The organism is Reyranella sp. (assembly GCF_050185545.1).
In the GTDB taxonomy this organism is placed as follows: domain Bacteria; phylum Pseudomonadota; class Alphaproteobacteria; order Reyranellales; family Reyranellaceae; genus Reyranella.
Map to the genome: position 1 here is coordinate 19585 of NZ_JBFWZI010000047.1, position 25874 is coordinate 45458.

The 25874-nt window shown below is 67.6% G+C and carries 23 protein-coding genes; 8 read left to right on the top strand and 15 right to left on the bottom strand.

Annotated elements, in window-relative coordinates:
• Positions 1 to 2: 2 nt before the first annotated feature.
• From AB7O82_RS15290 to AB7O82_RS15315, 6 genes are all read right to left on the bottom strand, one after another.
• A complete protein-coding gene (locus AB7O82_RS15290) occupies positions 3 to 2795 on the bottom strand; it encodes a DNA translocase FtsK (RefSeq protein ID WP_428619722.1) in 2793 nt (930 codons plus the stop codon).
• A gap of 7 nt (positions 2796 to 2802) precedes the next feature.
• The gene (locus AB7O82_RS15295) at positions 2803 to 4008 is read right to left on the bottom strand and encodes an aminotransferase class I/II-fold pyridoxal phosphate-dependent enzyme (RefSeq protein WP_428538911.1); all 1206 of its coding nucleotides are present in this window, start codon (positions 4006 to 4008) and stop codon (positions 2803 to 2805) included.
• A gap of 297 nt (positions 4009 to 4305) precedes the next feature.
• On the bottom strand, positions 4306 to 5622 hold the full coding sequence (locus tag AB7O82_RS15300; RefSeq protein WP_428538909.1) for an ammonium transporter: 1317 nt from the start codon (positions 5620 to 5622) through the stop codon (positions 4306 to 4308).
• Positions 5623 to 5732: 110 nt separating this feature from the next.
• Complete coding sequence (locus AB7O82_RS15305) at positions 5733 to 6071, bottom strand: P-II family nitrogen regulator (RefSeq protein WP_395711168.1); 339 nt, start codon at positions 6069 to 6071, stop codon at positions 5733 to 5735.
• A 184-nt stretch (positions 6072 to 6255) separates the two neighbouring features.
• Positions 6256 to 7599, bottom strand: coding sequence for an ammonium transporter (locus tag AB7O82_RS15310; protein WP_428538906.1), 1344 nt, complete (start codon positions 7597 to 7599; stop codon positions 6256 to 6258).
• Positions 7600 to 7644: 45 nt separating this feature from the next.
• Positions 7645 to 7983 carry a P-II family nitrogen regulator gene (locus AB7O82_RS15315; RefSeq protein ID WP_428538904.1) on the bottom strand — a complete coding sequence of 113 codons (339 nt, stop codon included), beginning with the start codon at positions 7981 to 7983 and terminating at the stop codon, positions 7645 to 7647.
• A 156-nt stretch (positions 7984 to 8139) separates the two neighbouring features.
• On the opposite strand from AB7O82_RS15315, the gene AB7O82_RS15320 reads away from it, so the two are divergent.
• The 4 genes from AB7O82_RS15320 (at position 8140) to AB7O82_RS15335 (ending at position 12714) form a co-directional block, all read left to right on the top strand.
• Positions 8140 to 8985: a TorF family putative porin gene (locus AB7O82_RS15320; RefSeq protein ID WP_428619723.1), complete on the top strand. Its 846-nt coding sequence runs from the start codon at positions 8140 to 8142 to the stop codon at positions 8983 to 8985.
• Positions 8986 to 9167: 182 nt separating this feature from the next.
• Entirely contained in the window at positions 9168 to 10430 is a 1263-nt protein-coding gene (locus AB7O82_RS15325; protein ID WP_428538900.1) for a UbiH/UbiF/VisC/COQ6 family ubiquinone biosynthesis hydroxylase, read from the top strand.
• Between the two features lie 281 nt (positions 10431 to 10711).
• Positions 10712 to 11683, top strand: coding sequence for a CobW family GTP-binding protein (locus AB7O82_RS15330; protein WP_428538898.1), 972 nt, complete (start codon positions 10712 to 10714; stop codon positions 11681 to 11683).
• A complete protein-coding gene (locus tag AB7O82_RS15335) occupies positions 11680 to 12714 on the top strand; it encodes a WD40 repeat domain-containing protein (RefSeq protein WP_428619725.1) in 1035 nt (344 codons plus the stop codon). The genes AB7O82_RS15330 and AB7O82_RS15335 overlap by 4 nt, the downstream gene beginning before the upstream one ends.
• Before the next feature lie 13 nt (positions 12715 to 12727).
• On the opposite strand, the gene AB7O82_RS15340 is transcribed toward AB7O82_RS15335, so the two are convergent.
• A complete protein-coding gene (locus AB7O82_RS15340) occupies positions 12728 to 13936 on the bottom strand; it encodes a Bcr/CflA family multidrug efflux MFS transporter (protein WP_428619726.1) in 1209 nt (402 codons plus the stop codon).
• Between the two features lie 38 nt (positions 13937 to 13974).
• Here AB7O82_RS15340 and AB7O82_RS15345 point away from each other — a divergent pair, with 38 nt between their 5' ends.
• From AB7O82_RS15345 to AB7O82_RS15360, 4 genes are all read left to right on the top strand, one after another.
• Positions 13975 to 14763 (top strand): HesA/MoeB/ThiF family protein, encoded by a 789-nt coding sequence (locus AB7O82_RS15345; RefSeq protein ID WP_428538892.1) that lies wholly within the window; start codon positions 13975 to 13977, stop codon positions 14761 to 14763.
• An 11-nt stretch (positions 14764 to 14774) separates the two neighbouring features.
• A complete protein-coding gene (locus AB7O82_RS15350) occupies positions 14775 to 15167 on the top strand; it encodes a DsrE family protein (RefSeq protein ID WP_428538890.1) in 393 nt (130 codons plus the stop codon).
• A gap of 139 nt (positions 15168 to 15306) precedes the next feature.
• Entirely contained in the window at positions 15307 to 16281 is a 975-nt protein-coding gene (locus AB7O82_RS15355; RefSeq protein WP_428538888.1) for an adenosine kinase, read from the top strand.
• Positions 16278 to 17588 (top strand): AmpG family muropeptide MFS transporter, encoded by a 1311-nt coding sequence (locus tag AB7O82_RS15360; protein ID WP_428538886.1) that lies wholly within the window; start codon positions 16278 to 16280, stop codon positions 17586 to 17588. The genes AB7O82_RS15355 and AB7O82_RS15360 overlap by 4 nt, the downstream gene beginning before the upstream one ends.
• A 295-nt stretch (positions 17589 to 17883) precedes the next feature.
• Here the strand turns inward: AB7O82_RS15360 and phoB are convergent, their stop codons facing one another.
• The 8 genes from phoB to AB7O82_RS15400 form a co-directional block, all read right to left on the bottom strand.
• Positions 17884 to 18576 carry a phosphate regulon transcriptional regulator PhoB gene (gene phoB, locus AB7O82_RS15365; RefSeq protein WP_428538884.1) on the bottom strand — a complete coding sequence of 231 codons (693 nt, stop codon included), beginning with the start codon at positions 18574 to 18576 and terminating at the stop codon, positions 17884 to 17886.
• A gap of 47 nt (positions 18577 to 18623) precedes the next feature.
• Positions 18624 to 19334, bottom strand: a complete 711-nt coding sequence (gene phoU / locus AB7O82_RS15370; protein ID WP_428538882.1) for a phosphate signaling complex protein PhoU — start codon at positions 19332 to 19334, stop codon at positions 18624 to 18626.
• A 32-nt stretch (positions 19335 to 19366) separates the two neighbouring features.
• Complete coding sequence (gene pstB / locus AB7O82_RS15375; protein WP_428619727.1) at positions 19367 to 20197, bottom strand: phosphate ABC transporter ATP-binding protein PstB; 831 nt, start codon at positions 20195 to 20197, stop codon at positions 19367 to 19369.
• Positions 20194 to 21063 carry a phosphate ABC transporter permease PstA gene (gene pstA, locus AB7O82_RS15380; protein WP_428538878.1) on the bottom strand — a complete coding sequence of 290 codons (870 nt, stop codon included), beginning with the start codon at positions 21061 to 21063 and terminating at the stop codon, positions 20194 to 20196. The genes pstB and pstA overlap by 4 nt, the downstream gene beginning before the upstream one ends.
• A 4-nt stretch (positions 21064 to 21067) precedes the next feature.
• Positions 21068 to 22060 carry a phosphate ABC transporter permease subunit PstC gene (gene pstC, locus AB7O82_RS15385; RefSeq protein ID WP_428619729.1) on the bottom strand — a complete coding sequence of 331 codons (993 nt, stop codon included), beginning with the start codon at positions 22058 to 22060 and terminating at the stop codon, positions 21068 to 21070.
• Between the two features lie 93 nt (positions 22061 to 22153).
• A complete protein-coding gene (pstS, locus tag AB7O82_RS15390) occupies positions 22154 to 23200 on the bottom strand; it encodes a phosphate ABC transporter substrate-binding protein PstS (protein ID WP_428538874.1) in 1047 nt (348 codons plus the stop codon).
• A gap of 215 nt (positions 23201 to 23415) precedes the next feature.
• Entirely contained in the window at positions 23416 to 24807 is a 1392-nt protein-coding gene (locus tag AB7O82_RS15395) for an ATP-binding protein (RefSeq protein WP_428619730.1), read from the bottom strand.
• 21 nt (positions 24808 to 24828) lie between these two features.
• Positions 24829 to 25497, bottom strand: a complete 669-nt coding sequence (locus tag AB7O82_RS15400) for a rhomboid family intramembrane serine protease (RefSeq protein WP_428619731.1) — start codon at positions 25495 to 25497, stop codon at positions 24829 to 24831.
• Positions 25498 to 25874 lie beyond the last annotated feature (377 nt).

Sequence of the window (25874 nt, forward strand, 5' to 3'; positions counted from 1 at the left end):
CGTCACCGCTCCCGATCGTCGATGTCGCGCGCCAGGACCTCGCGCTTGCCGACATGATTGGCCGGGCTGACGACGCCCTCGCGCTCCATGCGCTCGACGATGCGCGCGGCGCGGTTGTAGCCGATCTGCAGATAGCGCTGGATGAAGCTGGTGCTGCACTTGCGCTCGCGCGCCACCAGCGCGATCGCCTGGTCGTAGAGCTGGTCGCTCTCGCCGTCCTCGCCCTCGCCCGCCGGGCCGGCAGCGCCCGCCTCGCCGTCCGGATCGTCGGTCACCGAATCGACATAGGCAGGCACACCCTGGGCACGCAGATGGCGCACCGCCTCCTCGACCTCGCCGTCGCTGACGAACGGCCCGTGCACGCGGGCGATCTTGCCGCCGCCTGCCATGTAGAGCATGTCGCCCTGACCGAGCAGCTGCTCGCCACCCTGTTCGCCCAGGATGGTGCGGCTGTCGATCTTCGAGGTTACCTGGAAGGAGATGCGGGTCGGGAAGTTGGCCTTGATGGTGCCGGTGATGACGTCGACCGACGGACGCTGCGTGGCCATGATGACGTGGATGCCGGCGGCGCGCGCCATCTGCGCCAGGCGCTGCACCGCGGCCTCGATCTCCTTGCCGGCGACCAGCATCAGGTCGGCCATCTCGTCGATGATGACCACGATGAAGGGCAGGGGCGTGAGGTCGATCTCCTCGTCCTCGAAGGTGGGCCGGCGGGTCTCGGGATCGATACCGGTCTGCACCTTGCGGGTCAGCGCCTGGCCCTTGCGCGCCGCCTCGCCCAGGCGCTCGTTGTAGCCGGCGATGTTGCGCACGCCGAGCGCGCTCATGGCGCGGTAGCGATCCTCCATCTCGCGCACCACCCACTTCAGCGCGACGATCGCCTTGCGCGGTTCGGTGACGACCGGGGTCAGCAGGTGAGGGATGTCCTGATAGACGCTGAGCTCCAGCATCTTGGGATCGATCATGATGAAGCGGCAGCGATCCGGCGGCAGGCGATAGAGCAGCGACAGGATCATGGTGTTGACCGCCACCGACTTGCCCGATCCGGTGGTGCCGCCGATCAGCAGATGCGGCATGCGCGCGAGGTCGGCGATCACCGGGTCGCCGCCGATATCCTTGCCGAGCGCCAGCGGCAGGCTGAGCCGATTGTCCTCGTAGTGGCGGGTCGACAGGAGCTCACGCAGGAACACCGTCTCGCGGCGCGCGTTCGGCAGCTCGATGCCGATGACGTTGCGGCCCGGCACGGTGGCGACGCGCGCCGACACCGCGCTCATCGAGCGGGCGATGTCGTCGGCCAGGCCGATCACCCGGCTCGACTTGGTGCCGGGTGCCGGCTCGAGCTCGTAGAGCGTGACCACCGGCCCGGGGCGCACTTTCACGATCTGGCCCTTGACCCCGAAATCGTCGAGCACCGTCTCGAGCAGGCGGGCGTTCTGCTCCAGCGCCTCCTCGTCGATCTTGGTGTCGACGCTGACGCGCGATGGCAGCGCCAGGATGTCGAGCGGCGGCAGGCGATACTCGCCGGTCGCCAGGTCGAGCTCGCGCTGACCGGCCTTGGCGGCACGCTTGCCCTGGGCCAGGGTGCCCTTGCGCTGGATGATCTTGACGCCGCCGGCGCCCGCGGATGCCGTCGTCGGCTCGGCGGGCAGCTCGTCCGGCGCGAAGGGGTTGTCCTCGCTGTTGGCGGCGGGTTGTTCTGCGCCTGCGGCGACAGGCGGCGCGGCGGAGGGCGGAGCGTCCTGCGCCGGCGGCAGGGCGACGGCCGGCCCGACCGTGGGTTCGCGTACGCTCTCCGGCGCCGGCGAGGCGGCGGCGCGATCGCGGCGGGCGAAGATCGGCTCGATGCGCATACCGGCCAGCCGATCGAACAGCGTGCGATCGCGCACCGACTCGGGCGGCGCATGCGGACGCAGCGGGACCGGCGACTCGGGAATGCCGTCGGTCGGCCGTTCGATGGGCGCGTTGGGCGCATCGACCAGCAGGGAATCGCGCGGCGGCAAGGGCGCGCCTTCCTCGGGGATCTCCTCGAAGCGCGCGGGATCGTACTGGCTGGCGTCGATCTCGCCCGGAATCTCGGCATAGCCGATCACGACCTCGGGCTGGTCGGCCTCCTCGTCGAGCGGCTTGGGTGTGCCGCGCCACAGGCCGATGGCGGCCCGCGCCAGCCACACGCTCCACAGCAGGGGCGCCCGCAGGATGCGGAAGATCAGCGGCAGGTCGGTGCGATTCATGCCGAGCGCCGGCGCCATGGCAATGAAGGCGAGCGCAGCACAGATCGGCTCGATGAGGGCGAGGCTGCCACCGCTCGAATGGGTCAGCACCAGCTCGCGGAACCGGCCGACCAGCGCCAGCCCGACGAGCCCGCCCGGCCCGGCGTGGGTGGCGGCGCTGCCGACGTCGCCGAGGCCGACGCAGGCCACGCTCATCATCAGGAGCGCCAGCAGCAGGAGGGAAAGGCGCAGGCCGAAGAAGCCGAGATGATGGGTGCGCACCATGCGCACGCCCCAGGTGATCAGCGCCACCGGCACCAGCATGATGGCGAGGCCGAACGTCTGCAGCAGCAGATCGGAGACGTAGGCGCCCGGCACGCCCATGATGTTGACCGGCGCACGGCCGGTCGCGTGGTTGAGCGACGGATCGGCCGAGCTGTAGGTGAACAAGGCCAGCAGCAGGACCATGCCGCCCGCAGCGACGCCGACGCCGATCAGCTCCATGGCGCGACGGTGCAGGAAATCACGCGACCCCTCCGGCAGGATCGACGTCTTGCGCACGAAGGAGGAGGTGGCGCCCATCATGGCCATGTCACAGCACCGCGGCGAGACGGCCCACCGCCTCGCGGGTGGTCTCCTCATCGTGCACGAGCGCCACGCGGATGTAGCGTTCGGCGGTGTTGATGCCGGCGGTTTCGCGGCAGACATAGGCGCCGGGCAGGACCTTGACGTGGGCCTCGCGCCACAGGCGGCGTGTCGCCTCCTCGCCGTCGCCGACATCGAGCCAGAGAAAGAAGCCGCCGGCCGGCGTGTAGTAGCCGAAGCGGTTGTGCAGCATCGACTCAGCGATGCGGAAGTTCCGCCGATACCATTCGCGCGTCTCGATGGGATGGGTTTCCTCGCGCCACAGTGCGGCCGACGCCTTCTGGACGGCAAACGGGATCTGCGGGCCGCCATAGGTCCGCCAGCGCAGCAGCATCGCCACCTGGCGCGGATCGCCGGCCATGAAGCCCGACCGCAGGCCGGCGGCGTTGGAGCGCTTGCTGAGCGAGTGGAACACCACGACGTTGCGGAACGGATCCTGGCCGCCGGTGTCGTCCATCGCCAGCGCCGCCTCGAGCGCTCCGACCGGCGCCTCGCGCGTGTAGATCTCGGCGTAGCACTCGTCGACCGCCAGCACGCAGTCGTACTCGCGGCATCTGGCGATCAGCTTCTGCAGATAGTCCAGGTTGGCGACCGCACCCTGCGGGTTGGCCGGCGAGCAGAGATAAACCACCGACAGGCGCTGCCACGTCGCCTCGTCGATGGTGTCGAAGTCGGGCAGGAAGCCGTTCTCGGCGGGGGCGTTGACCAGCAGCGGCTCGGCGCCGGAGAGCACCGCCCCGCCGAGATAGGCCTGGTAGAACGGGTTGGGGAGCGCAATGACCGGCCTGGCGCCATTCTTCTGCTGCGGCGTCGCCACCGTGGCGATTATGTAGACACCCTCCTTGCTGCCCGCCGTCGGCATGACGTGGCGCGCCGGGTCGAGCAGGCCGTCGGGAAGCCGATAGCGCCGGCTGAGCCATTCGACGATCGCCTGATTGAGATCGGGAATACCCTGGTTGGGCGGATAGCGGTTCCAGCCGTCGATCTCGTCGGCGACGATCTGGCGGGCGAACGCCGGCATCCGCCCCTGCGGCTCGCCGACAGACATGTTGATCATCGACAGATTGGCCGGCGGCGCGATCGGCGCAATGAGGGTGTTGAGCCGCGCGAACGGAAAATCGGTCAACGTTTCCGTCAGGCGCGGGTTCAGCATCGAGACCACCCAATAGGCCCACTCAGGCCGCGATAAAGCAATGCACCCAGCAGCAGGGAGCCCCCTCCTGCCGGGGAGATTATGTGGCCATTCTAGGGAACAAATTAGGCAGTCACAACAAAGGAATAGGCAGCTTTCCTCAGGCCTGTTTTCATTCTCCTCCCCAGCTCCGCTGGGGAGGTGTCGGCGTCTTCGCCGACGGAGGGCTCATGAGGCTCAAGATTCATGATTCTTGACCCCTCCGTCGCGTATGACGCGACACCTCCCCAGCGGAGCTGGGGAGGAGGAACATGACCCCTACTGCACCCGCTCGCCGTGCAAGGCGGTGTCGAGGCCTTCGGTCTCCTCGTCGCGGCTGACTCTGAGGCCGACCAGGGCGTCGACGATCTTGAGCACCACCCAGGTGCCAATGGCGCAGAAGACGCCGACCACGACCACGCCATAGAGCTGGGTCAGGATCTGGCCGCCATTGCCGTCGACCAGCCCGACGGGTTGTCCCTTGTTGACGTCGTTGATGAACCGGGTGGCGAACACCCCGACCAGGATCGTGCCGACGATACCGCCCACGCCGTGCACGCCGAAGACGTCGAGCGAGTCGTCGTAGCCCAGGCGATTCTTCAGCACGACCGACGCCCAATAGCAGACCAGGCCGGCGATGACGCCGATCACCAGTGCCGCCCACGGCTCGACATAGCCGGCAGCCGGGGTGATGGTGCCGAGCCCCGCGACCGCACCCGTCAGGATGCCCAGAACCGAGGGCTTGCCGCGGCTCGCCCATTCGACCGCCATCCACACCAGCGCCGCCACCGCCGCCGAGATATGGGTGTTCAACATGGCACTACCGGCCAGTTCGCCGGACGACAGCGCCGATCCGGCATTGAAGCCGAACCAGCCGACCCACAGCAGCGAGGTGCCGATCATGGTGAGGACGAGATTATGCGGCGCCATGTACTCGGTGCCGTAGCCCTGCCGACGGCCGATCACGAGGCAGCAGACCAGGCCCGCCACGCCGGCGTTGAGGTGGACGACAAGCCCGCCGGCAAAGTCGAGCACACCGGCTGTGCCGAGGAAGCCGCCGCCCCACACCCAGTGCGCGACCGGCACGTAGACGACCAGCAGCCACAGCGCCATGAACCACATCATGGCGGAGAACTTCATGCGCTCGGCGAAGGCGCCGGCGATGATCGCCGGAGTGATGACGGCGAACGTCGCCTGGTACATCAGGAAGACATTCTCCGGCACCGTCTTGGCCAGGGCATGGACACTTCCCTGCAGGCCGGCCCCGAAAGCCCGCGACAGGGATCCGATCGCACCGTTCAGCGCCGCGCCATCGGTGAAGGCCAGCGTGTAACCGACGACGAACCAGAGTACGGTCACCAGCGCGGCGACGGCGAAGGCCTGCACGGCGGTCGCAAGCACGTTCTTCTTGCGCACCATGCCGGCGTAGAACAGCGCCAGCCCCGGGATGTTCATCATCAGCACCAGCGCCGTGGCGACCAGCAGCCAGGCGGTGTCTCCGGTATCGATGGTGGGCTTGTCGGCCGCGGACGCGGCGCACGGTATCGTCATCGCGCACGCCAGCGGCGCGCCGATACGCATGACCATCCTCTGCATTGTCTCTCCCGTGTCGTCTTGTCTTGTTGTCTGCAGTATCGTGTCTTGTCGTGTCAGCCGCTTCGCCCGCTCCTCACGCGGCCAATGGGGCTCGATTCGCAGGGTTGGCGCTAAAGCGCGTTGGATCCCGTTTCGCCGGTGCGGATGCGCAGCGCCTGCTCGACCGGCGTGACGAATATCTTGCCGTCACCGATCTTGCCGGTGTGCGCCGCCTTCTGGATCGCCTCGACCGCGCGTTCGACCTGGGTGTCGTCGACGACGATCTCGACCTTCACCTTGGGCAGGAAGCTCACCAGGTACTCGGCGCCGCGATAGATCTCCGTCTGCCCCTTCTGCCGGCCGAATCCCTTCACTTCGCTCACCGTCAGGCCGGACACGCCAACGCCAGTCAGGGCGTCCCGCACCTCGTCGAGCTTGAACGGCTTGATGATGGCGGACACGAGCTTCATGCACTTCCCTCCTGCTCTCCGGCTGTCGAGCACTAGACTGGCGCCTGCGATGGCTGGCGTCAAACTCGGGCAAAAAAGTGGCCCGGCGACGACGCGCCGGGCCTGGAGTGACCGCCGCGACACGGGAGCGGCGGCGATGAGGGAACCAGGGAGGAGGCCGGGTTCCCGGGACGTGAGCAGGCGTCTACTGGTGGACGGTCTCGCCGTGGAGATTGATGTCGAGTCCTTCGACCTCCTCCTCGGCGGTGACGCGCAGGCCGATCAGGGCGTCGACGATCTTGAGGATGATGAAGGTCGCGATGGCGCACCACGCGATGCACACCAGCGAGCCCCACAGCTGAGTGAGGACCTGGCCGGGGTTGCCGTCGATCAGGCCCTTCTTGCCTTCACCGCCGATCACCTCGATAGCGAACACGCCTGTCAGGATGGCGCCCGTGAAGCCACCGACGCCATGAACGCCGAACGCATCCAGGGAGTCGTCGTAGCCCATGGCATGCTTGAGGCCGGTGGCGCCCCAGAAGCAGATCAGACCGGCAACGATGCCGATCACCAGGGCACCCATCGGGTTGACGAAGCCGGACGCCGGGGTGATCGCCACCAGACCGGCGACCGCGCCCGAGATGATGCCGAGGACCGACGGCTTGCCGCGCGTCACCCATTCCGCGAACATCCAGGCGAGTGCGGCGGCCGCCGTCGCGAACTGCGTCACCGCCATCGCCATGCCGGCGTTGCCGCTGGCGGCGCCCGCCGATCCGGCATTGAAGCCGAACCAGCCGACCCACAGCAGTGAGGCGCCGATCACCGAGTAGACGAGGTTGTGCGGCGCCATGTTCTCGGTACCGAAGCCCTTGCGCTTGCCGATGACGAGGGCGCAAACCAGACCGGCCACGCCGGCATTGATATGGACCACGGTACCGCCGGCGTAGTCGAGCACGCCCCAATCGCCCAGGAAGCCGCCGCCCCACACCCAGTGGGCGATCGGCGCATAGACGATCAGCGACCACAGGGCCATGAACCACATCATGGCCGAGAACTTCATGCGCTCGGCGAACGCCCCGGCGATCAGCGCCGGCGTGATGATGGCGAAGGTCAGCTGAAAGCACATGTACACGGTCTCGGGAATGGTCTTGGCGAGATCGTGCACGCCGTCGAGCGTGAGTCCGCGCATGAAAATGCGGCCGAGACCGCCGATGATCGTGCTGCCGGAAGTGAAGGCGAGGCTGTAGCCGATGATCAGCCACAGCACGGTGATCAGGCAGGTGACGGCGAAGCTCTGCATTGCCGTGGCAAGCACGTTCTTGCGGCGCACCATGCCGCCGTAGAACAACGCCAAGCCGGGGATGGTCATCATCAGCACCAGCGCCGTCGACGTCAGCATCCAGGCGGTATCGCCGGTATCGAGCTTGGGCTTCTCGTCGGCCGCCAGGGCGAGTGCCGGCAGAAGCAGCGAACCGGCCGCCCCGACGCCGGCAAGCAACGCGTAGAACTTGCGCTTCATCGTATGTCCCTCTGATTCTTGTTCGGTCATCGACTGTTCGTGATGGTCATCGAATGATTGGATGGCTGTTCGCGATCACAGCGCTTCGATGCCGGACTCGCCGGTGCGGATACGGATCGCGTGCTCGATGGGCATGACGAAGATCTTGCCGTCGCCGATCTTGCCGGTGCCGGCCGCCTTGCGGATGGTTTCGACCGCCCGCTCGACCATGGCATCGTCGAGCACGACCTCGATCTTGACCTTGGGCAGGAAGCTCACCGCGTACTCGGCGCCGCGATAGATCTCGGTCTGCCCCTTCTGCCGCCCGAAGCCCTTAACTTCGCTGACCGTCAGACCCTGGATGCCCAGGGCGGTGAGCGAATCGCGGACATCGTCGAGCTTGAATGGCTTGAAGATCGCCATGACCATTTTCATTCAGCTGCCCTCCAACAGGCGGAACGCCCGCCCCCAAATACTCGGGCGAGGCAGCAGCAAGGCGCGTGCCAGATCGGGTCACGGATTGTGTCGATACCTTGGCATTGGACTTGCAGAATTGGGGCAAGAAGTAACGAAGTTGAGTTGGGGGTGGTCGTGTTGCTCAAAAAAATTGCAAAATTTGGTATTGCCCTGTTTATAATCAGCGCAGCCGGTGCAGGAAGTGCCCAGACTCCACCGGCAACCCCGTCGACACCGACGGCCCCCCCTGTCGAGAAGGAGACCTGGAAAGGTCCGTTTGGCGGCACCTTCACAGCGAGCTTCGCTTTTGCGACCGACTATTCCTACCGCGGCATCTCGCAGACCCAGCGTCAGGTCGCCGTCCAGGCAGCAGTCGGCTACGAGACGCCGTCCCTGTTGCTCGGCCAGGATGCCGCGCTCAGCGCCTATGTCGGCGCCTGGGGCAGCAACGTGAACTTCCCCGGCACCGGTACCACCGCCGAGATCGACCTGCTCGCCGGCTTCAAGCTCAAGGCACTCGACGAGAAGCTCACCTTCGACCTGGGCTACATCCGCTACAACTACCTCAGCGCGCCGGCCAGCCTGTACTACGACTTCAACGAGTTCGGCCTGGTCGCCGCCTACGATTTCGGCGTCGCCCAGGTGAGCGCCGCGCTGCGCTACAGCCCCAACTTCTTCGCCAATTCCGGCAACGCCTGGTACAAGTGGGGCCAGGTCGCCGTCCCGCTCTCGTTCATCAACATCAACGAGAACGTCTCGTTCAAGCTGTTCGGCACCATCGGCAACCAGTATGTCGAGCGCTACGCCTTCTACGGCATTCCCTACGACAACTATTGGGACTGGCAGATCGGCCTGGCCGTTAACGTCTACGGCTTCGACCTCAGCATCGCCTATGTCGATACCAACATCGACATCCAGGGCTGCCTCAACACCTACAACTGCGAGGCGCGCGCCATCTTCACCGTCAGCAAGTCGTTCTGAGCTCCTCATTGTCCTCCCCAGCGTCTTCGCTGGGGAGGTGCCCCGTCATACGGGGCGGAGGGGTCATGAGTCATGATTCCATGACCCCTCCGTCGCCGTAAGACGCATCTCCCCAACGTCTTCGCTGGGGAGGAGAATGAGCGCCTGTTGCAGCCGACCCGCCCGGCTGCCATCTATGGACCATGAGGGGCAAGCCGACCGATCTCGTCGTCGTGGGCGCCGGCCCGAACGGCAGCCTGCTGGCGCTTGCCGCCGGCGAGGCGGGGCTCGGCACGGCGCTGGTCGACCGGCTGCCGCTCGACGCCCTCGTCGACCCCGCATTCGATGGCCGGACCACCGCCATCGCCTATACCAGCCAGCGCCTGTTCTCGGCACTCGGCGTGTGGCCCGAGCTCGCCGGGCAGGCTGAGCCGATCCTCGACATCCGCATTTCCGACGCCGGGCATGACGGCCGGCCGAGCCCGCTGTTCCTGCATTTCGACCATCGCGAAGCGACCGCCGACGACGGCAGCGAGCCGCCGCCGATGGGCTGGATCGTGGAGAACCGGTTCCTGCGCGCCGCCCTGTTGCGCCGGCTGGCCGCCTGTCGGCAGGTCGAGCTGATCGCGCCCGACGAGGTGGTGGAAACCCGGCGCGACGCCGACGGCGCCGAGCTGACGCTGCGAAGCGGCCGGCGCCTGACGACGCGGCTGGTGGCCTCGGCCGAAGGGCGGTTCGGCGCGCTGCGCGAGGAAGCCGGCATCGGCGCCCGGTCGTGGTCGTACCGCCAGATCGCGATCGTGCTCGTGGCGCGTCACGAGAGGCCGCATCGCGGCGTCGCCCAGGAGAAATTCCTGCCCGGCGGGCCGTTCGCCATCCTGCCGATGCGCGACGGGCCGGCAGGCGAGCATCGATCGTCGATCGTGTGGACCGAGGAGGCCGCGCTGGCGCGGCGCATCCTCGACACCGATCAGGCCCGCTTCAATTCCGAGTTCGCGCGGCGCTTCGGCGACCATCTCGGCCAGGTCGAGCCGATCGGCCCGCGCTGGTCGTACCCGCTCAGCCTGGTCCATGCCGAGCGATACGTCGACACGCGGCTGGTGCTGGTGGGCGACGCCGCGCACGGCATCCATCCCATTGCCGGCCAGGGCTACAATCTCGGCGTGCGCGACATCGCGGCCCTGGTGGAGGTGCTGATCGACGGCAAGCGCCTCGGCCTCGACATCGGCGACGCCCATTCGCTCGAGCGCTACGCGCGCTGGCGCCGGGCCGACAATTTCACCATGGTCGCCGCCACTGACCTCCTGAATCGGCTGTTCTCCAACGACGTGCCGCCGCTCAGGCTGCTGCGCGACGTCGGCCTGGCGGCGGTCAACCGGATGCCGCCGCTGCGCCGTTTCTTCGTGCGCCACGCCATGGGCCTGGTCGGCGACCTGCCCAAGCTGATCCGCGGCGAACGGCCATAGCGTTCATGCCCTTCCGGACCGCGGGCGTCCCGCCCGCTCTTCCTTGGACCGCGGGCGTCCCGCCCGCTCTTCCTTGGACCGCGGGCGTCCCGCCCGCTCTTCCTTGGACCGCGGGCGTCCCGCCCGCTCTTCCTTGGACCGCGGGCGTCCCGCCCGCTCATCATCATCGTAATCATCATGAGCGGGCGAGACGCCCGCGGTCCGGATGAGCATGAACGCTGCCGACTGGACTAACCGCCTCGCCCACCCTATCTCAGGGGCCGAAAATCGAAGGAATTCGCATGGCTCAAGCGCAAGTCCCCGTGACCGTGCTGACCGGCTATCTCGGCGCCGGCAAGACAACGCTGCTCAACCGCATCCTGAGCGAGCAGCATGGCAAGAAGTACGCCGTCATCGTCAACGAGTTCGGCGAGCTCGGCATCGACAACGACCTCGTGGTCAACGCCGACGAGGAAGTGTTCGAGATGAACAACGGCTGCATATGCTGCACCGTGCGCGGCGATCTGATCCGCATCATCGAAGGGCTGATGAAGCGCAAGGACAAGTTCGACGGCATCCTGGTCGAGACCACCGGTCTCGCCGATCCCGGCCCGGTGGCGCAGACCTTCTTCACCGACGACGAGGTCAAGGCGCGGACCCGGCTCGACGCCATCGTGACGGTGGTCGACGCCAAGCACTTCCTGGGTCAGCTCGAGCAGGGTCACGAAGCGGAGGAGCAGGTTGCCTTCGCCGACGTGGTCCTGCTGAACAAGGCCGACCTCGTGAGCGCCGATGAGCTCGCCAGGGTCGAGGACAGGATCCGCACGATCAATCGCTACGCCAAGGTCTACAAGACGGAGAAGAGCCGCATCGAGCTGGAGGCCATCCTCGACAAGGGCGCGTTCGACCTGAAGCGCATCCTCGAGTTCGAACCCGACTTCCTGCATCACGGCCACGACCACGATCACGAGGAAGAGGTGGCGAGCCTGTCGCTCACCGCCGACCGACCGGTCGACCCGGACAAGTTCCAGAAATGGATGAGCGCGCTCCTGCAGTTGCGCGGTCCCGACATCTTCCGCAGCAAGGGCATCCTGGCGATCCAGGGTGCGCCGCGGCGCTACGTCTACCAGGGCGTCCACATGATGATGGACAGCGATTGGGGCACACCCTGGAAAGAAGGCGAGGATCGTTCGAGCAAGCTCGTCTTCATCGGCCGCAACCTCGATGGCGCGAACCTGCAGCGCGGCTTCGACGACTGCCTCGCCCCGGCGTGAAGCCCGACCTCTCCCGCCCGTCGATGGCCGAGCGCCTGCCGCCGGCGCGTTCGCTTGCCGGTGACGCGCCGGTCGCCGCCTGCGCTTTCAATCGCGACGGCACCGTCGTGGCCTTTGCCATGGGTGACGGGCGCGTGCGCCTGTTGCCGGCCGATCTCGGCGCCGACCTGCCGGAGGCAGCAGCCCCCGTCCATGGTGGCGTTGTGCTGAGCCTGATTGCCGATCCGTCGGGCGATGGGTTCGTGAGCGGTGGCGACGACGGTCGCCTGCTTCGCCACGGCAGGGACGGCTCCACGAGCGAGATCGGCAGCTACAAGGGCAAGTGGATCGAGCACCTCGCCGGCCATCGCAGCGGCCTCGTCGCTGCCGCCGTCGGGCGCAACGCCATCGTCGTCAAGGACGGCGACGTCCGCGAGCTCGGGCCACACCAGAGCACGGTTGCCGGCATCGACTTCAGCAAGGACGGCAGCCGCATTGCCTGCGCCCACTATGGCGGCGTCACCGTCTGGAGCATCGGCCAGGCCACCCAGCCGCCGCGGCTGTTCGCCTGGCGCGGCAGCCACGTGGCACTGAAGTGGAGCAGCGACGGCCGCTTCATCGCCACCGGCACCCAGGAGAACGACATTCATGTCTGGCGCATCGCCCAGGCGACCGACATGCGCATGCAGGGCTATCCCGCCAAGGTGAAGTCGCTCGCATGGGCGTCCGACTCGCGCTTCCTCTGCACTTCGGCGCAGCCCGTCTTCACCGCCTGGCCCTTCGCCGGCAAGGGACCGGAGGGCAAGCCGCCGGTGCAGTTCGGCTCGGAAGGCGCTGGCCTGATGACCGTCGTCGCCGCGCTGGATACGTCCCATCTGGTCGCAGGCGGCTACGACTCGGGTGAAATCCAGATCGGCGACGTCAAGAACCGGCAATCGATGGTGGTGAAGCTGGCCGACGGCTCGCCCGTCACCTGCCTCGCCTGGTCGCCCAAAGCCTCCAAGCTCGCCGTCGGCAACGAGCGCGGCGACCTCGTGGTAATCGATCTCTAGCAGCAGGGCTGCTCTACCCGCGGCGCACCAGCAGCCGGTGCGACAGCAGGCAGAGGATGCCGGCGATGCCCATGGCGGCGACCATGGGCAGGACGGTGCCATCGAAGAGCTGGCCGACCATGGCGCCGAACACGGCGCCGATGCCGAACTGCATGACGCCCATCAGCGACGACGCCGTGCCCGCCATGTGCGGATAGCGCTGTAGCGCCATCGCCATCGAGTTGGGGCCGATCAGGCTGATGGTGGCGATCTGCGGCCCGATGCACAGGATGAACGGCCACATGCCGATGTTGCCGTAACGCGCCTCGATGATGCCCATCACCAGGGCGGTCGAGCCGGCGACCGCCGGCACGATCACCGCGTAGCGCAGGATGCGTCCGGCGCCGAGCTTCGGCACGAAGCGGGCATTGAGCAGGCTGCCCAGGGTCATGAACACGACCATGCCGCCGAAGATCAGGCCGAACTGCTGCGGCGACACGCCGTAGCGCTCGATGAACACGAACGGCGAGCCGGACAGGAACGACAGCAGCGCGGAGAACTGGAAGGTGCCGGTGAAGGCATAGCCCATGAAGGCGCGATGGCGGAACAGCTCGCCGAAGCGGCGCAGCACCGACGACAGCGCCAGCGGCTGGCGATATTCGGCCCGCAAGGTCTCGGGCAGCAGCAGCCAGGCGGCGACGAGGCCAACGATGCCGACGCCCGCCAGCACCCAGAAGATCGCCCGCCAGCCCAGGAACCACAGAACCTGGCCGCCGATCAGCGGCGCCAGCATCGGCGCGATCGAGGTGCAGGCCATCATCAGCGACATGGCGCGCGCCGCCTGATCGCGTTCGGCAAGATCGCGCACCATGGTGCGTGCCAGCACCACGCCGCCGCACGCTGCCAGCCCCTGCAGGAAGCGCAGCAGGATGAGATGCCCGGCCTCGGCGGCGAAGGCGCAGCCGACGCTGGTTACGATATAGATAGCAAGGCCGGTCAGGATAACCGGCCGGCGCCCGAACCGGTCGCCGGCCGGACCATAGAAGACCTGGCCGGCGCCGAAGGCGACCATGAACGCCGACAGCGTGAGCTGGATATCCCCGGCCGTGCCGCGGAGATCGACGGCGATCACCGGCAGCGCCGGCAGGTACATGTCGATCGACAACGGGGTGAAGGACGACAACAGCGCCAGCACCCCCAGGAGAACAGGCGTCAGGGTGGGGCGCGTGGCGGTCTGGGTCATGCGGGCTGGCTCTATAGCGGACATGCTATAAGCGGGCCATGACCTCGCTGCCCGACCTCACCGAGCCGCAGATCCGCCGTTACGCCCGTCACATCGTGCTGGCGGAAATCGGCGGCATTGGCCAGGCGCGGCTGATCGCCGCGCGCGTCCTGGTGATCGGGGCGGGCGGGCTGGGCGCGCCCCTGCTGCAATATCTCGCCGCTGCCGGCATCGGCACGCTGGGCGTCATCGACCACGATCGTGTCGACCTGTCCAACCTGCAGCGCCAGGTCATCCATCGCACCGCCGATGTCGGCCTCGCCAAGGTCGAGAGCGCGCGCCGTGCCCTGCTCGACATCAACCCCGAGATCTCGGTGATCGCCCATGACGAGCGCCTCGAGACGGGCAACGCCGAGCGCATCGTCGCGGGCTACGACGTCGTGGCCGACGGCAGCGACAATTTCACCACCCGCTATCTCCTGAACGATGTCTGCCATCGGCTGCGCAAGACGCTGGTTTCCGCCGCCATCCTGCGCTTCGACGGGCAGATCTCGACCTACAAGGCGTGGCAGGGCGCCGGCCATCCCTGCCTGCGCTGCATCTTTCCCGAAGCGCCGTCGGAGGACGCCGTGCCGAGCTGCGCGCAGGCCGGCGTGCTGGGCGCACTGGCCGGCACCCTGGGCGCCATGCAGGCCACCGAGGTGGTGAAGGAGCTGCTGGGGATCGGCCAATCGCTGTCGGGCCGGCTGGTTCTCTACGACGCGCTGGCCGGCAGCTTCGACGAAGTGGCGATCACCAAGCGTCCCGATTGCCCGACCTGCGGGGCGCGCCTAGGCAGGGCCGCATGACGAGCCGCGGCATGAGGGGCGAAGGCGGCATCTCGGTGATCGTGCGCGCCGGCGATTACGAAAGCGTGCACTACGGCCTGGCGCTCGCCGCCGCCGCCCTGGCGGTGAACAAGCCGGCCGTCCTGTTCTTCACCATGGCCGGCATCCGCGCCCTCTCGGGACCACCGCCGCAGCTCGACGACTGGGCGCGCGACGCCGACAACCGTTCGCGGGGCGTAGGCGACTTCGAAACGTTGCTGCAGGCCTGCGTCGACCTCGGCGCGCGCTTCATCGTGTGCGAAATGGGCTTGCGCTCGCTCGCCATCGACCGTGCGAGCCTGCGCGCCGACGTGCCCTTCACGGTGGCGGGCATCGTGACCTTGCTGGAGGAAACCCGGCCGGGCATGCATCTGATGACACTGTAAGATGACCGGTGCGATTTTCGCGTCGACGGAACCGCTCGCGGCTGCACCAGGTCAGGAATGCGGACGCTGGGGATAGTTGTCGCAACCGGCACGTTCCGCCCGGCTGTTCCGGCTCATCGGAATGTGCTCTAGGAGAGCCATGAAATCGGCTTATCACGTGCTCGGCATCGGCAACGCCATCGTCGACGTCCTCTCGCGCACCGACGAGGCGTTCCTCGGCCAGCATGGCCTGGTCAAGGGCAGCATGATGCTGATCGACGAGGAGCGCGCCGAATCGCTCTATGACGCCATGGGCCCAGCGATCGAGGTGTCGGGCGGCTCGTGCGGCAACACCATGGCCGGCATCGCCTCGTTCGGCGGCAAGGGCGCCTATATCGGCAAGGTACGCGACGATCAGCTGGGCACCGTGTTCGGCCACGACCTGAAGTCGATCGGCGTCGCCTTCGACACGCCGAAGGCCAAGGACGGCCCGTCGACGGCGCGCTGCCTGATCCTGATCACGCCCGATGCGCAGCGAACCATGAACACCTACCTCGGCGCCTGCACCGGCCTCGGCCCGTCCGACATCGACGCCGCGCTGGTCGGCGCGTCGGCGGTGACCTATGTCGAAGGCTATCTGTGGGACGCGCCGGCTGCAAAGCAGGCGGTGCTGAAGGCGTTCGAGGCGGCCCACGCCCAGGATCGGCTGGTGTCGATCACGTTGTCCGATTCGTTCTGCGTGCACCGCTATCGCGACGAGTTCCGCGATCTGGTGCGCAACAAGATCGATATCCTGTTCGGCAACGAAGCCGAGATCAAGGCGCTCTACGAGGTCGAGTCGTTCGACGAGGCGATGGAGGCGGTGCGGCGCGAGGCCAGGATCGCCGTGCTGACGCGCAGCGAAAAAGGCTCCGTCGTGGTCAAGGGAAGCGAGACCTGGGCGGTGCCGGCGAGCCCTGCGACGCGGATCGTCGACACGACCGGCGCCGGCGATCTCTACGCCGCGGGCTTCCTGTTCGGCTTCACCCACGGCAAGCCGCTTGCCGAGTGCGCGCGGCTGGGTGGCGTCGCCGCGGCGGAAGTCATCTCCCATGTCGGCGCGCGTCCCGAGCAGGCGTTGCGCGAGCTGATTTGAGCCTCGCCCAGAGCGCGCAGTCGACCTGGGACCGCTGGGTCAAGGCGGCCGAGGTCTACCGTGACCGCCGCCAGCTCATCATCCTGCTGATGGGCTACTCGAGCGGCATGCCGTTCCTGCTCACCAGCGCCGTGCTGAGCTTTTGGATGACCACGGTCGGCGTCGACCTGACGACGATCGGCATCTTCGTGCTGGTCGGCACGCCCTACGCCTTCAAGTTCGTCTGGGCGCCGCTGGTCGACCAGCTGCCGCTGCCAGGGCTGGACGGCTGGCTCGGCCGACGGCGCAGCTGGATGCTGCTCGCGCAGGCGGGCGTGCTCGTCTCCACGCTGGCGCTGGCCTGGAGCGATCCGGTGCGGACGCCGTGGTTCACCGCAGCGGCCGCGTTCGCCATCGCCTTCTTCTCGGCCACCCAGGACATCGCCGTCGACGCCTATCGCATCGAGATCCTGAACGACGACGAGCAGGGCGCCGGCTCCGCCACCACCCAGCTGGGCTACCGCATCGCGCTGTGGATCGTCGATGCGATGGCGCTCCTGCTGCCGACCATCCTGCCGTGGCCGCTGGTGCTGAGCGCCATCGCCTGCCTGATCATCGTCGGCATCTTCACCACCTTCTTCGCCACCGAGCCGCAGGCGGACCGGCCGCCGATCGCCTCGACTGGCGCATGGATCAACCAGGCCGTGGTGCGGCCGTTCGCCGAGTTCCTCGCCTATCGCGGCTGGGTCGTCATCCTGCTGTTCGCCCTGCTCTACAAGTACGGCGACGCGCTGGGCGGCAGCATGGCCCGCCCGTTCTATGTGGCGGTCGGCTTCACCGGGCCGGAGATCTTCGGCGTCACCAAGAGTTTTGGCGTGGCGGCGACGATCCTGGGTGGGCTGATCGGGGGCATCGTCGTCGCCCGCTACGGGCTGTTCAGGGCATTGCTGATCGGCGGCATCCTGCAGGCGGTGACCAACCTCTTGTTCACGTGGCAGGCCGCGGCCGGTCACGACATCGTCGTGCTGACGCTCGCCATCAGCGCCGACAACTTCACCGGCTCGCTGGGCTCGATCGCCTTCGTCGCCTATCTCTCGAGCCTGTGCACCTCGGGCATGGCGGGCACGCAGTATGCGCTGCTGACCTCGCTGATGGCCTTCGGCCGCACCACCCTGTCGGCCGGCGGCGGCTGGCTCGCCGCCACCATCGGCTGGCCGGCCTTCTGGCTCGCCACCACCCTGCTCGCCGTCCCGGGTCTGCTGCTGCTGCTCTGGCTGTGGCGCATCGCGCAAAAGGAAACCCCTCCTTCGACGACGAAGGAGGGGTGAGTAAATCGGCGACGGGTATCGTCCGTGCCGGGGGAACCGACCCGTTCCGCGGCGAGGCGTGGGGCTGCCGGCCAGGAACGAGCACCGTTCGTTTAGCGACGCGAGGCTACGGAACCGTTACCGGTGATGTGGATAAGTCGCCCGCAGGCTCCAGCCCCGGCGGTCATGCGCTGGGAGCGCGCCACTCCGATGGCGCTCATTCTCTTCTGGACCGCGGGCGTCTCGCCCGCTCATGATTCTCGAGCGGGCGGGACGCCCGCGGTCCGCATGAGCGCGCTCCCAGCGGAAGATCGGCTCAGCCCGGCGTGGCGTCGAGGGCGTAGCCCGCCGCCCGGACGGTTCGGATGAGGTCGGCGCGCTGGTCGCCGTTGAGCGCGATGCGCAGCCGCCGGATATGGACGTCGACGGTACGCGCCTCGACATAGACATCCTTGCCCCACACCGAATCGAGCAGCTGCTCGCGCGAGAACACGCGGCCGGGATGCTCCATGAAATGGCGCAGCAGGCGGAACTCGGTGGGGCCGAGATGGACCGGCTTGCCGCCGCGGGTCACCCGGTGCGCCACCAGATCCATGACGATGTCGGCATAGGACAGGGCCTCGTCGGCCAGCGCCGGACGGATGCGGCGCAACACGGCGCGGATGCGCGCCACCAGCTCGGTGGGCGAGAACGGCTTGGAGACATAGTCGTCGGCACCGGCGTCGAGGCCGCGCACCCGATCGCCCTCCTCACCGCGCGCCGTCAGCATGATGATCGGCAGGTTGGCGGTCTGCGTCTGGCGGCGCAGCTGGCGGCACACCTCGATGCCCGACATCAGGGGCAGCATCCAGTCGAGCAGGACGAGGTCGGGCATGTCCTCCTGCACCAGCGTGAGCGCCTCCTCGCCATCGTAGGCGACGGAGACGCGAAAGCCCGACTGCTCGAGATTGTAGCGCAGCAGCTCGACCAGCGCGGTCTCGTCCTCGACGATCAGCACATGCGGTTTCATCGACGATGTCTGCACGTCGCGTCTTGTGGCCGCCTGCGTCGTCATGCTCACGGCGTGTTGCCCGCGGCGTAGAGGGCGGCGCTGCCCTTGGGTCGCGTCTCGTCGAAACCGTGGCCCGATGTGCGGAAGCTCACCAGCTCGGCGATGTTGGTCACGTGATCGCCGGCACGCTCGATGTTCTTGGCCATGAACATGAGATGGGAGCACGCGGTGATGGTCCGCGGATCCTCCATCATGTAGGTCAGGAGCTCGCGGAACAGGCCGGTGTAGACTTGGTCGATCTCCTCGTCGCGCTGCCACACGTCGTGCGCCTTGTCGACGTCGCCATGGGCGAACGCATCGAGCACGTCCTTGAGCGCCACCAGCACCAGGCGGCCCAGCCGGTCGATGCCGGAGACGGCGGCCGGCGGCGGCGTCGTCTGGGCAAGCACGATGCTGCGCTTGGCGTTGTTCTTGGCGTAGTCGGCGATGCGCTCCAGCGCCGCGGCGATCTTGATCGACGACAGGATGACCCGGAGATCGATCGCCATCGGCTGGCGCAGCGCCAGCAGCTTGACCGTCTGCTCCTGCACGGCCGTGTCGAGCGCATCGACCCGGGCGTCGTCACTGATCACCTTCTCGGCGATCTCGGTATCGCGTGACCGCATCGCCACCAGCGACTGCGCCAGCAGGTTCTCCGCCAGGCCGCCCATCTCGCTGATCGTGGCGCTGAGTCGCTCCAGCTCCTCGTCGAACCGCTTGAGGGTATGTTCCGCCATGTCGACTCTTCCTTCCTCAGAATCAGGCGTGGTCAGCCGAACCGACCGGTGATGTAGGCCTGCGTCCGCTTGTCCTTGGGCGTGGTGAACAGCGTGGCTGTCGCGCCGAACTCGATCAGCTCGCCGAGATACATGAAGGCGGTGAAATCCGAGACGCGCGCCGCCTGCTGCATGTTGTGGGTGACGATGACGATCGTGTAGTCCTGCTTCAGCTCGTCGATCAGCTCCTCGATCTTGGCGGTCGAGATCGGATCGAGCGCCGAGCACGGCTCATCGAACAGGATGACCTCCGGCTTCACCGCCACGGTGCGGGCGATGCACAGGCGCTGCTGCTGGCCGCCCGACAGGCTCTGGCCGTTGGCCTGGAGCTTGTCCTTGACCTCGTCCCACAGGGCGGCGCGGCGCAGCGCCGATTCGACCCGGGCGTCGATCTCGGCGCGCGGCAGGCGCTCGTACAGCCGGATGCCGAAGGCGATGTTCTCGTAGATCGACATCGGGAACGGCGTCGGCTTCTGGAACACCATGCCGATGCGGGCGCGCAGCAGGTTGATGTCCTGGTCGGGGCGCAAGAGATTGTCGCCGTCGAAGATGACGTCGCCGGTGGCGCGCTGCCCAGGGTAGAGGTCGTACATGCGGTTCAGGATACGCAGCAGGGTCGACTTGCCGCAGCCCGACGGGCCGATGAAGGCCGTCGTCCTGTTGGCATAGAGCGACAGGCTGATGCCCTTGAGCGCCCGGCTGTCGCCGTAGAAGAACTCGAGATTGCGGATCGTGATCTTCTCGGCGAGCTTGGACGTATCGAGTCGGGCGTGGGTAGCGACCGGCACGGCCACCGACGGACCAGTTCCTTCAGTGACGCTCATGAGGATTTCCTTGCAGCAGTAAGGGATCGGGCGAGGATGCTGAGAGCCAGCACCGTGATGGTGATCAGGAGCGCGCCCGTCCAGGCGAGCCTCTGCCATTCCTGGTAGGGCGACAGCGCGAACTGGAAGATGACCACCGGCAGGCTGGGCATCGGCTGGTTCATGTCGACGCTGAAGAACTGGTTGTTGAGCGCCGTGAACAGGAGCGGCGCGGTCTCGCCGCTGATGCGCGCCACCGCCAGCAGCACGCCGGTGACGATGCCGGCGCGTGCCGCGCGATAGGCGATGCGCATGATCATGAGCGCCCGCGGCAGGCCGATCGAGGCGGCCGCCTCGCGCAGCGTGTCGGGCACCAGGGTCAGCATGTCCTCGGTGGTGCGCACGACGACGGGGATCACGATCACGGCCAGGGCCACCGCGCCGGCATAGCCGGAGAAATGACCCATCGGCGCCACCATGATCTCGTAGACGAACAGGCCGATGACGATGGAGGGGGCGCTGAGCAGGATGTCGTTGATGAAGCGCACGACGGTCGACAGCTTGTCGTGGCGCCCATACTCGGCGAGGTAGGTGCCGGCCAGAATGCCGATCGGCGTGCCAATCAAGATGGCGAGCACGGTGATGATCAGGCTGCCGACGATGGCGTTGAGCAGGCCGCCGGCCGCACCCGGCGGCGGGGTATTCTCGGTGAAGACCGAAAGCGACAGGCCGCCGAAGCCCTCGTAGAGGAGGATGCCGAGGATCAGCACCAGCCAGCCCAGGCCGAACCCTGTCGCGGCCCAGGCCAGTCCCTTGGCGATGGCGTTGCGCCGCCGCCGCCCGGCATAGAGCGGGCTGCTGGCGGAGGCGATGGTTGCATCGGTCATGGCGTCACCCGGCCCGCTGCTGGAGACGCAGCAGCATGTAGCGTGCGATGGAGAGCACGATGAAGGTGATGAAGAACAGGATCAGGCCGAGGGCGATCAGCGAGGAAGTGTAGAGATCGCCGACCGCCTCGGTGAACTCGTTGGCGATCGAGGCCGAGATGGTCGTGCCGGGCGCGAACAGCGACGCCGAGACGTGGTGGGCGTTGCCGATCACGAACGTCACCGCCATGGTCTCGCCCAGCGCCCGGCCGAGGCCGAGCATGCAGCCGCCGATCACGCCGACCCGGGTGAACGGCAGGACGACATGGCGGAACACCTCCCAGGTGGTGCAGCCGACGCCGTAGGCCGCCTCCTTGAGGACGGGAGGCACGGCATCGAACACGTCGCGCGAGATCGAGGTCACGAACGGCAGAACCATGATCGCCAGGATCAGGCCGGCGGTCAGCATGCCGATGCCGTAGGGCGGGCCGGCGAACAGGGTCGACAGCACCGGCACGCTGCCGAACAGGTCGATCAGGAAGGGCTGCACGTAGCTCTGCAGGAAGGGCGCGAACACGAACAGGCCCCAGATGCCGTAGATGATGCTGGGGATGCCCGCCAGCAGCTCGATCGCGATGCCGATCGGCCGGCGCAGCGCCATCGGGCAGAGCTCGGTCAGGAAGAAGGCGATCATCAGGCCGACCGGCACGGCGATCAGCATGGCGATCGCCGACGTCACCAGCGTGCCGTAGATCGGCGCCAGCGCCCCGAACTGCTCGGTGACCGGGTTCCACGATTGGTCGAACAGGAAGCCGATTCCGAATGTGCCCAGGGCCGGCGCGGCGCCGAGGATCAGGGCAATGATCACGCCGCTCAGCAGCGCCAGGACGGCGAGCGCGGCGGCGCGGGTGAGCCCGTGGAAAATCTTGTCGTTCAGGCGCAGGCGCCTCAGCACCGCGCTTCGCGAGATCACCTCGGCCTCGCGCACGCCCGCATCCTTCAATGCAACCTCGCTCACGTCACCCCCCTGAGCTTGCGGCGCCACGGCCTCGCCTGCAACCAGGCGACAGCAATCCGGGCGGGCGCACAGAGCGCCCGCCCGGCATCCGGTCTAGTTGGTCGGCGAGAACAGCGGCTTGCCCGACCCGTCCTTGATTTCGGCCGTCCACATCTTCTGGATGTCGTTCACGACATTGTCCGGCATCGGCACGTAGTCCAGCTCCTCGGCCATCTTGTCGCCCTTGGCGAACGACCAGGCGAAGAACTTCAGCGCCTCCGCGGTCGTCGCGGCGTCCTGCGGTTTCTTGTAGATCAGGATCCAGGTCGCCGCCGTCATCGGCCAGGTCTGGTCACCGGGCTGGTTGGCCAGGATCACGCCGTAGCCGGGCTGCGACTTCCAGTCGGCGTTGGCCGCCGCGGCCTGGAAGGTGGCCGAGGCCGGCGCCACGGTCTTGCCCGCCTTGTTCACCATCTTGGTATGGGTGAGCTTGTTCTGCTTGGCGTAGGCGTACTCGACGTAGCCGATCGCGCCCTTCGTGTTCGCGACGTTATTGGCGACACCTTCGTTGCCCTTCGCGCCGATGCCGACCGGCCATTGCACCGCGGTGCTGACGCCGACCTTGGCTTTCCACTCCGGGCTGATGTCGGAGAGGTAATAGACGAAATTGTAGGTCGTGCCCGACCCGTCGGAACGGCGCACCGGGACGATGGCCTGCTTGGGCAGCTTGGCATTGGGATTGAGCTTGGCGATCGCCGGGTCGTCCCAGCTCTTGATCTCGCCCAGGTAAATCTTCGCAATGGTGGGGCCGTCCAGGGTGAGATCGCCCGGCTTGACACCTTCGAGGTTCACCACCGGGACGATGGCACCCATCACCATGGGAAACTGGGCCAGCCCGGTCGCGTCGAGATCCTTGCCCGGCAGCGGCGCATCCGAAGCGCCGAAGGTGACCGTCTTGGCCTTGATCTGCTTGATGCCGCCGCCCGAGCCGATCGACTGGTAGTTCATGCCCACCCCGGTCTCCTTCTTGTAGGCATCCGCCCACTTGGCATAGATCGGATAGGGGAACGTGGCGCCGGCGCCGGAAATGTCGGCGGCGTGGGCCACGACCGACGACAGGGCCAGCGTGGCTGCCGTAAGCGCAAGCTTGGTTAAATTCATGGATCAACTCCCTTCCTGAGATCCCGAGGCGCCTCTCCCGTAGGAGGCTGTCGTCACCGTGATATTGCGGTTCTGTTACCGTTCGGTGACATGCCGGCGGACACTTCGCCTCATGCCGCACGCCCCCCGCAAAATAATGTCCCATGCGAGGGACCGGAACGACAGAAACGGCCGTGCCTTGGACGTCGCCTTTGCAGCCGGAATGAACCCAGCGGCTACTCCCTCTGGCCCGCCCTGGGCAGGCTTACGGTGAACGTCGACCCCTTGCCGGGGATGCTCTGGATATCGAGCCGGCCGCGATGGCGATTGACGACGTGCTTGACGATGGCCAGCCCCAGGCCGGTGCCGCCGAGCTGGCGCGAGCGCGCCGCATCGACGCGGTAGAAGCGCTCGGTCAGGCGCGGCAAGTGGACCGCCGGGATGCCGTCGCCCTCGTCGCTCACCGATACCGCGATACGCTCCGCGCTGTCGGCCCGCGCCGCCACACGCACCGTCGTCGCCGGCCTGGCGTACTTGACGGCGTTGTCGACCAGGTTCTGGAACACGATGGTGAGCTCGTCATGGTCGCCGACGGCCCGTCCCAGCCCTGCATCGACGCTGAGCTCGAGCGCGACTTTGCGTGCCGCCGCCTTGAACTGCAGCAGGTCGAGGACTCCCCGCAGCACCCGCTCGAGATCGACCTCGGCATCGGGACGGGCGTGCTCGTGCTGCTCGATGCGCGACAGGGTCAAGAGATCGTCGACCAGCCGGCGCATGCGGTCGGCCTGCTCGGCCATGATGGCGAGAAAGCGCTCGCGCGCCGCGCTGTCGTCGCGCGCCGGCCCGCGCAGGGTCTCGATGAAGCCGGCGAGGCCAGCGATCGGCGTCTTGAGCTCGTGGCTGGCATTGGCCACGAAGTCGGCACGCATGCGCTCGGCGCGCCGGAGCGCGGTCGTGTCGTGCAGCACGATCAGCGCCAGCGAGCCGTCGGCGGCGGCGCGCGGCAGGCGCTGCAGGTGGGCCACGACGTCGAGCTCGGGCGGCCCCGACAGCACGAACGAAACGACCGCCTGGTCGGCGCCGGTGAAATTTCCATCGGCCCCAGTTTGCAGGAGGCCATCGATCGCCGCCAGGAGCTGCGGCTGGCGAAACACCGTGGAGAGGTCGCGCTCGGGCCCGACAGCGCCCAGCAGTGCCAGGGAGGCTCGGTTGGTGCGCACGATGCGCCGCTGGCGGTCGACCGAAATCAGCGGATCGGGCAGGCCGTCGACGATCGCCTGCGCCGAGGCGGCGAGATTGTCGATCGACGCGCGCTGGCGGCGCCAGCCGGCCGACAGCGTTGCCGCGGCGGTCGCCAGCTCCTCGGTGGCGGGGGCGAAGGAGAGCCGCGGCATCACCGGCTCGCTTTCGTCCGACAGCTCGCCGACGAAGCGGGCGAAGCGGGCGAGCGAGCCGAGATAGCTGCGGATCAGGACGGTCGTCGCGACCCCGATGACCGCCATCGCCGCCAGGGTCGGCCGGCCGGCCAGCCTGTCCGACCAATAGAGGAAAAGCAGCACGACATAGGACGGGGCCAGCGCCACGGCGCTGGCGGCGACGTAGCGGCGCAGGGGGATCGGCTCGGCCATCGCGTCACGCCCGGCCGGCCGCTACCGTTTGGGCAGCCGCGGCGGCCGCGGCAGGAACAGATGGATGGTGAGCAGCCCGTAGAGGAAGCCGCCGATATGGGCGGCCCAGGCGATCTGCTCCCCGCCGGCGCCCGGCATGCCGCCGAAGATGCCGAAGAAGACGTTGAGGCCGATCCAGATCACCGCCACCGGTATGAGCCCGGGCAGGCTGCCGACACGCCGCATCAGCATCAGCACGCCGCCGAACACGCCGCTGATGGCGCCCGACGCGCCGACCACCGGGTCGCCCGAATCGGGGAAGAGCAGGATCTGGACGAAGCCGGCGACGATGCCTGCCGACAGGTAGAAGACGACGAAGCGGCGCGCGCCCAGCAGGCGTTCCACCGGGGCGCCGAACGCGGCGAGAGTCACCAGATTGACGACCAGGTGCATCCAGCCGCCGTGGATGAACTGATAGGTGATGGGCGCGACGATCAGCGAGAGCAGATCGTGGTCGGGGGCACTGTAGGCGGCCGGCACCAGGCCGAGCTGCAGGACGAGGCTCTGGTCGGTCTCCTCACCCAGCAGGCTGCGCAGCAGGTGAACGGCGACGTTGATGCCGATCAGCCACAGCACCGCCGGCGGCAGGTTGATCGCCCGCTCGCCGGCGCCGCGTCCCGGCCCCTGTCGGCCGACATTGTCGAAAGGCATCCGGTACTCCGTATGGCTCGCACTACGCCGAGAGCTTGCGACTATAGTGGCGCGACAATCATCCGCCCCTCCAACGAAGTTGGGGAGGAAGGGCTTTGTTAGCGTTTCAGGCAGTGCATGCCCAGCCAGAGAAACAGGCCGCCGAGCACGCTTGGCATATGAGCAGATCGCCTTCTGGCCCGACAGCAGGGCATTCGCCGTGCCGAAGAGCATCGCGCCGCTGAGCGCCCCCGTGCCGGCGGCAATGGCGCAGGCTCCCGGATAGGGCACCCGGTTGGCCGGCAGCGTCCCGGCCGCCAGCAGGCGACGCGTCGTCAGCCAGAACACCACCATCGAGGCGAGCCAGGCCGCGACATCGAAGACGGCGTGGATGAGGG

Coding starts and splice junctions, on each gene's coding strand:
- AB7O82_RS15330 (WP_428538898.1), top strand. CDS start 10,712: ATGGCTCAAGCGCAAGTCCCCGTGACCGTGCTGACCGGCTATCTCGGC.
- phoU (WP_428538882.1), bottom strand. CDS start 19,334: ATGGCGGAACATACCCTCAAGCGGTTCGACGAGGAGCTGGAGCGACTC.
- pstS (WP_428538874.1), bottom strand. CDS start 23,200: ATGAATTTAACCAAGCTTGCGCTTACGGCAGCCACGCTGGCCCTGTCG.
- AB7O82_RS15345 (WP_428538892.1), top strand. CDS start 13,975: ATGACCTCGCTGCCCGACCTCACCGAGCCGCAGATCCGCCGTTACGCC.
- AB7O82_RS15310 (WP_428538906.1), bottom strand. CDS start 7,599: ATGACCGAACAAGAATCAGAGGGACATACGATGAAGCGCAAGTTCTAC.
- AB7O82_RS15350 (WP_428538890.1), top strand. CDS start 14,775: ATGAGGGGCGAAGGCGGCATCTCGGTGATCGTGCGCGCCGGCGATTAC.
- pstA (WP_428538878.1), bottom strand. CDS start 21,063: ATGACCGATGCAACCATCGCCTCCGCCAGCAGCCCGCTCTATGCCGGG.
- AB7O82_RS15325 (WP_428538900.1), top strand. CDS start 9,168: ATGAGGGGCAAGCCGACCGATCTCGTCGTCGTGGGCGCCGGCCCGAAC.
- AB7O82_RS15290 (WP_428619722.1), bottom strand. CDS start 2,795: ATGATGGGCGCCACCTCCTCCTTCGTGCGCAAGACGTCGATCCTGCCG.
- AB7O82_RS15340 (WP_428619726.1), bottom strand. CDS start 13,936: ATGACCCAGACCGCCACGCGCCCCACCCTGACGCCTGTTCTCCTGGGG.
- phoB (WP_428538884.1), bottom strand. CDS start 18,576: ATGAAACCGCATGTGCTGATCGTCGAGGACGAGACCGCGCTGGTCGAG.
- AB7O82_RS15355 (WP_428538888.1), top strand. CDS start 15,307: ATGAAATCGGCTTATCACGTGCTCGGCATCGGCAACGCCATCGTCGAC.
- AB7O82_RS15300 (WP_428538909.1), bottom strand. CDS start 5,622: ATGCAGAGGATGGTCATGCGTATCGGCGCGCCGCTGGCGTGCGCGATG.
- pstB (WP_428619727.1), bottom strand. CDS start 20,197: ATGAGCGTCACTGAAGGAACTGGTCCGTCGGTGGCCGTGCCGGTCGCT.
- AB7O82_RS15305 (WP_395711168.1), bottom strand. CDS start 6,071: ATGAAGCTCGTGTCCGCCATCATCAAGCCGTTCAAGCTCGACGAGGTG.
- AB7O82_RS15295 (WP_428538911.1), bottom strand. CDS start 4,008: ATGCTGAACCCGCGCCTGACGGAAACGTTGACCGATTTTCCGTTCGCG.
- AB7O82_RS15315 (WP_428538904.1), bottom strand. CDS start 7,983: ATGAAAATGGTCATGGCGATCTTCAAGCCATTCAAGCTCGACGATGTC.
- AB7O82_RS15395 (WP_428619730.1), bottom strand. CDS start 24,807: ATGGCCGAGCCGATCCCCCTGCGCCGCTACGTCGCCGCCAGCGCCGTG.
- AB7O82_RS15400 (WP_428619731.1), bottom strand. CDS start 25,497: ATGCCTTTCGACAATGTCGGCCGACAGGGGCCGGGACGCGGCGCCGGC.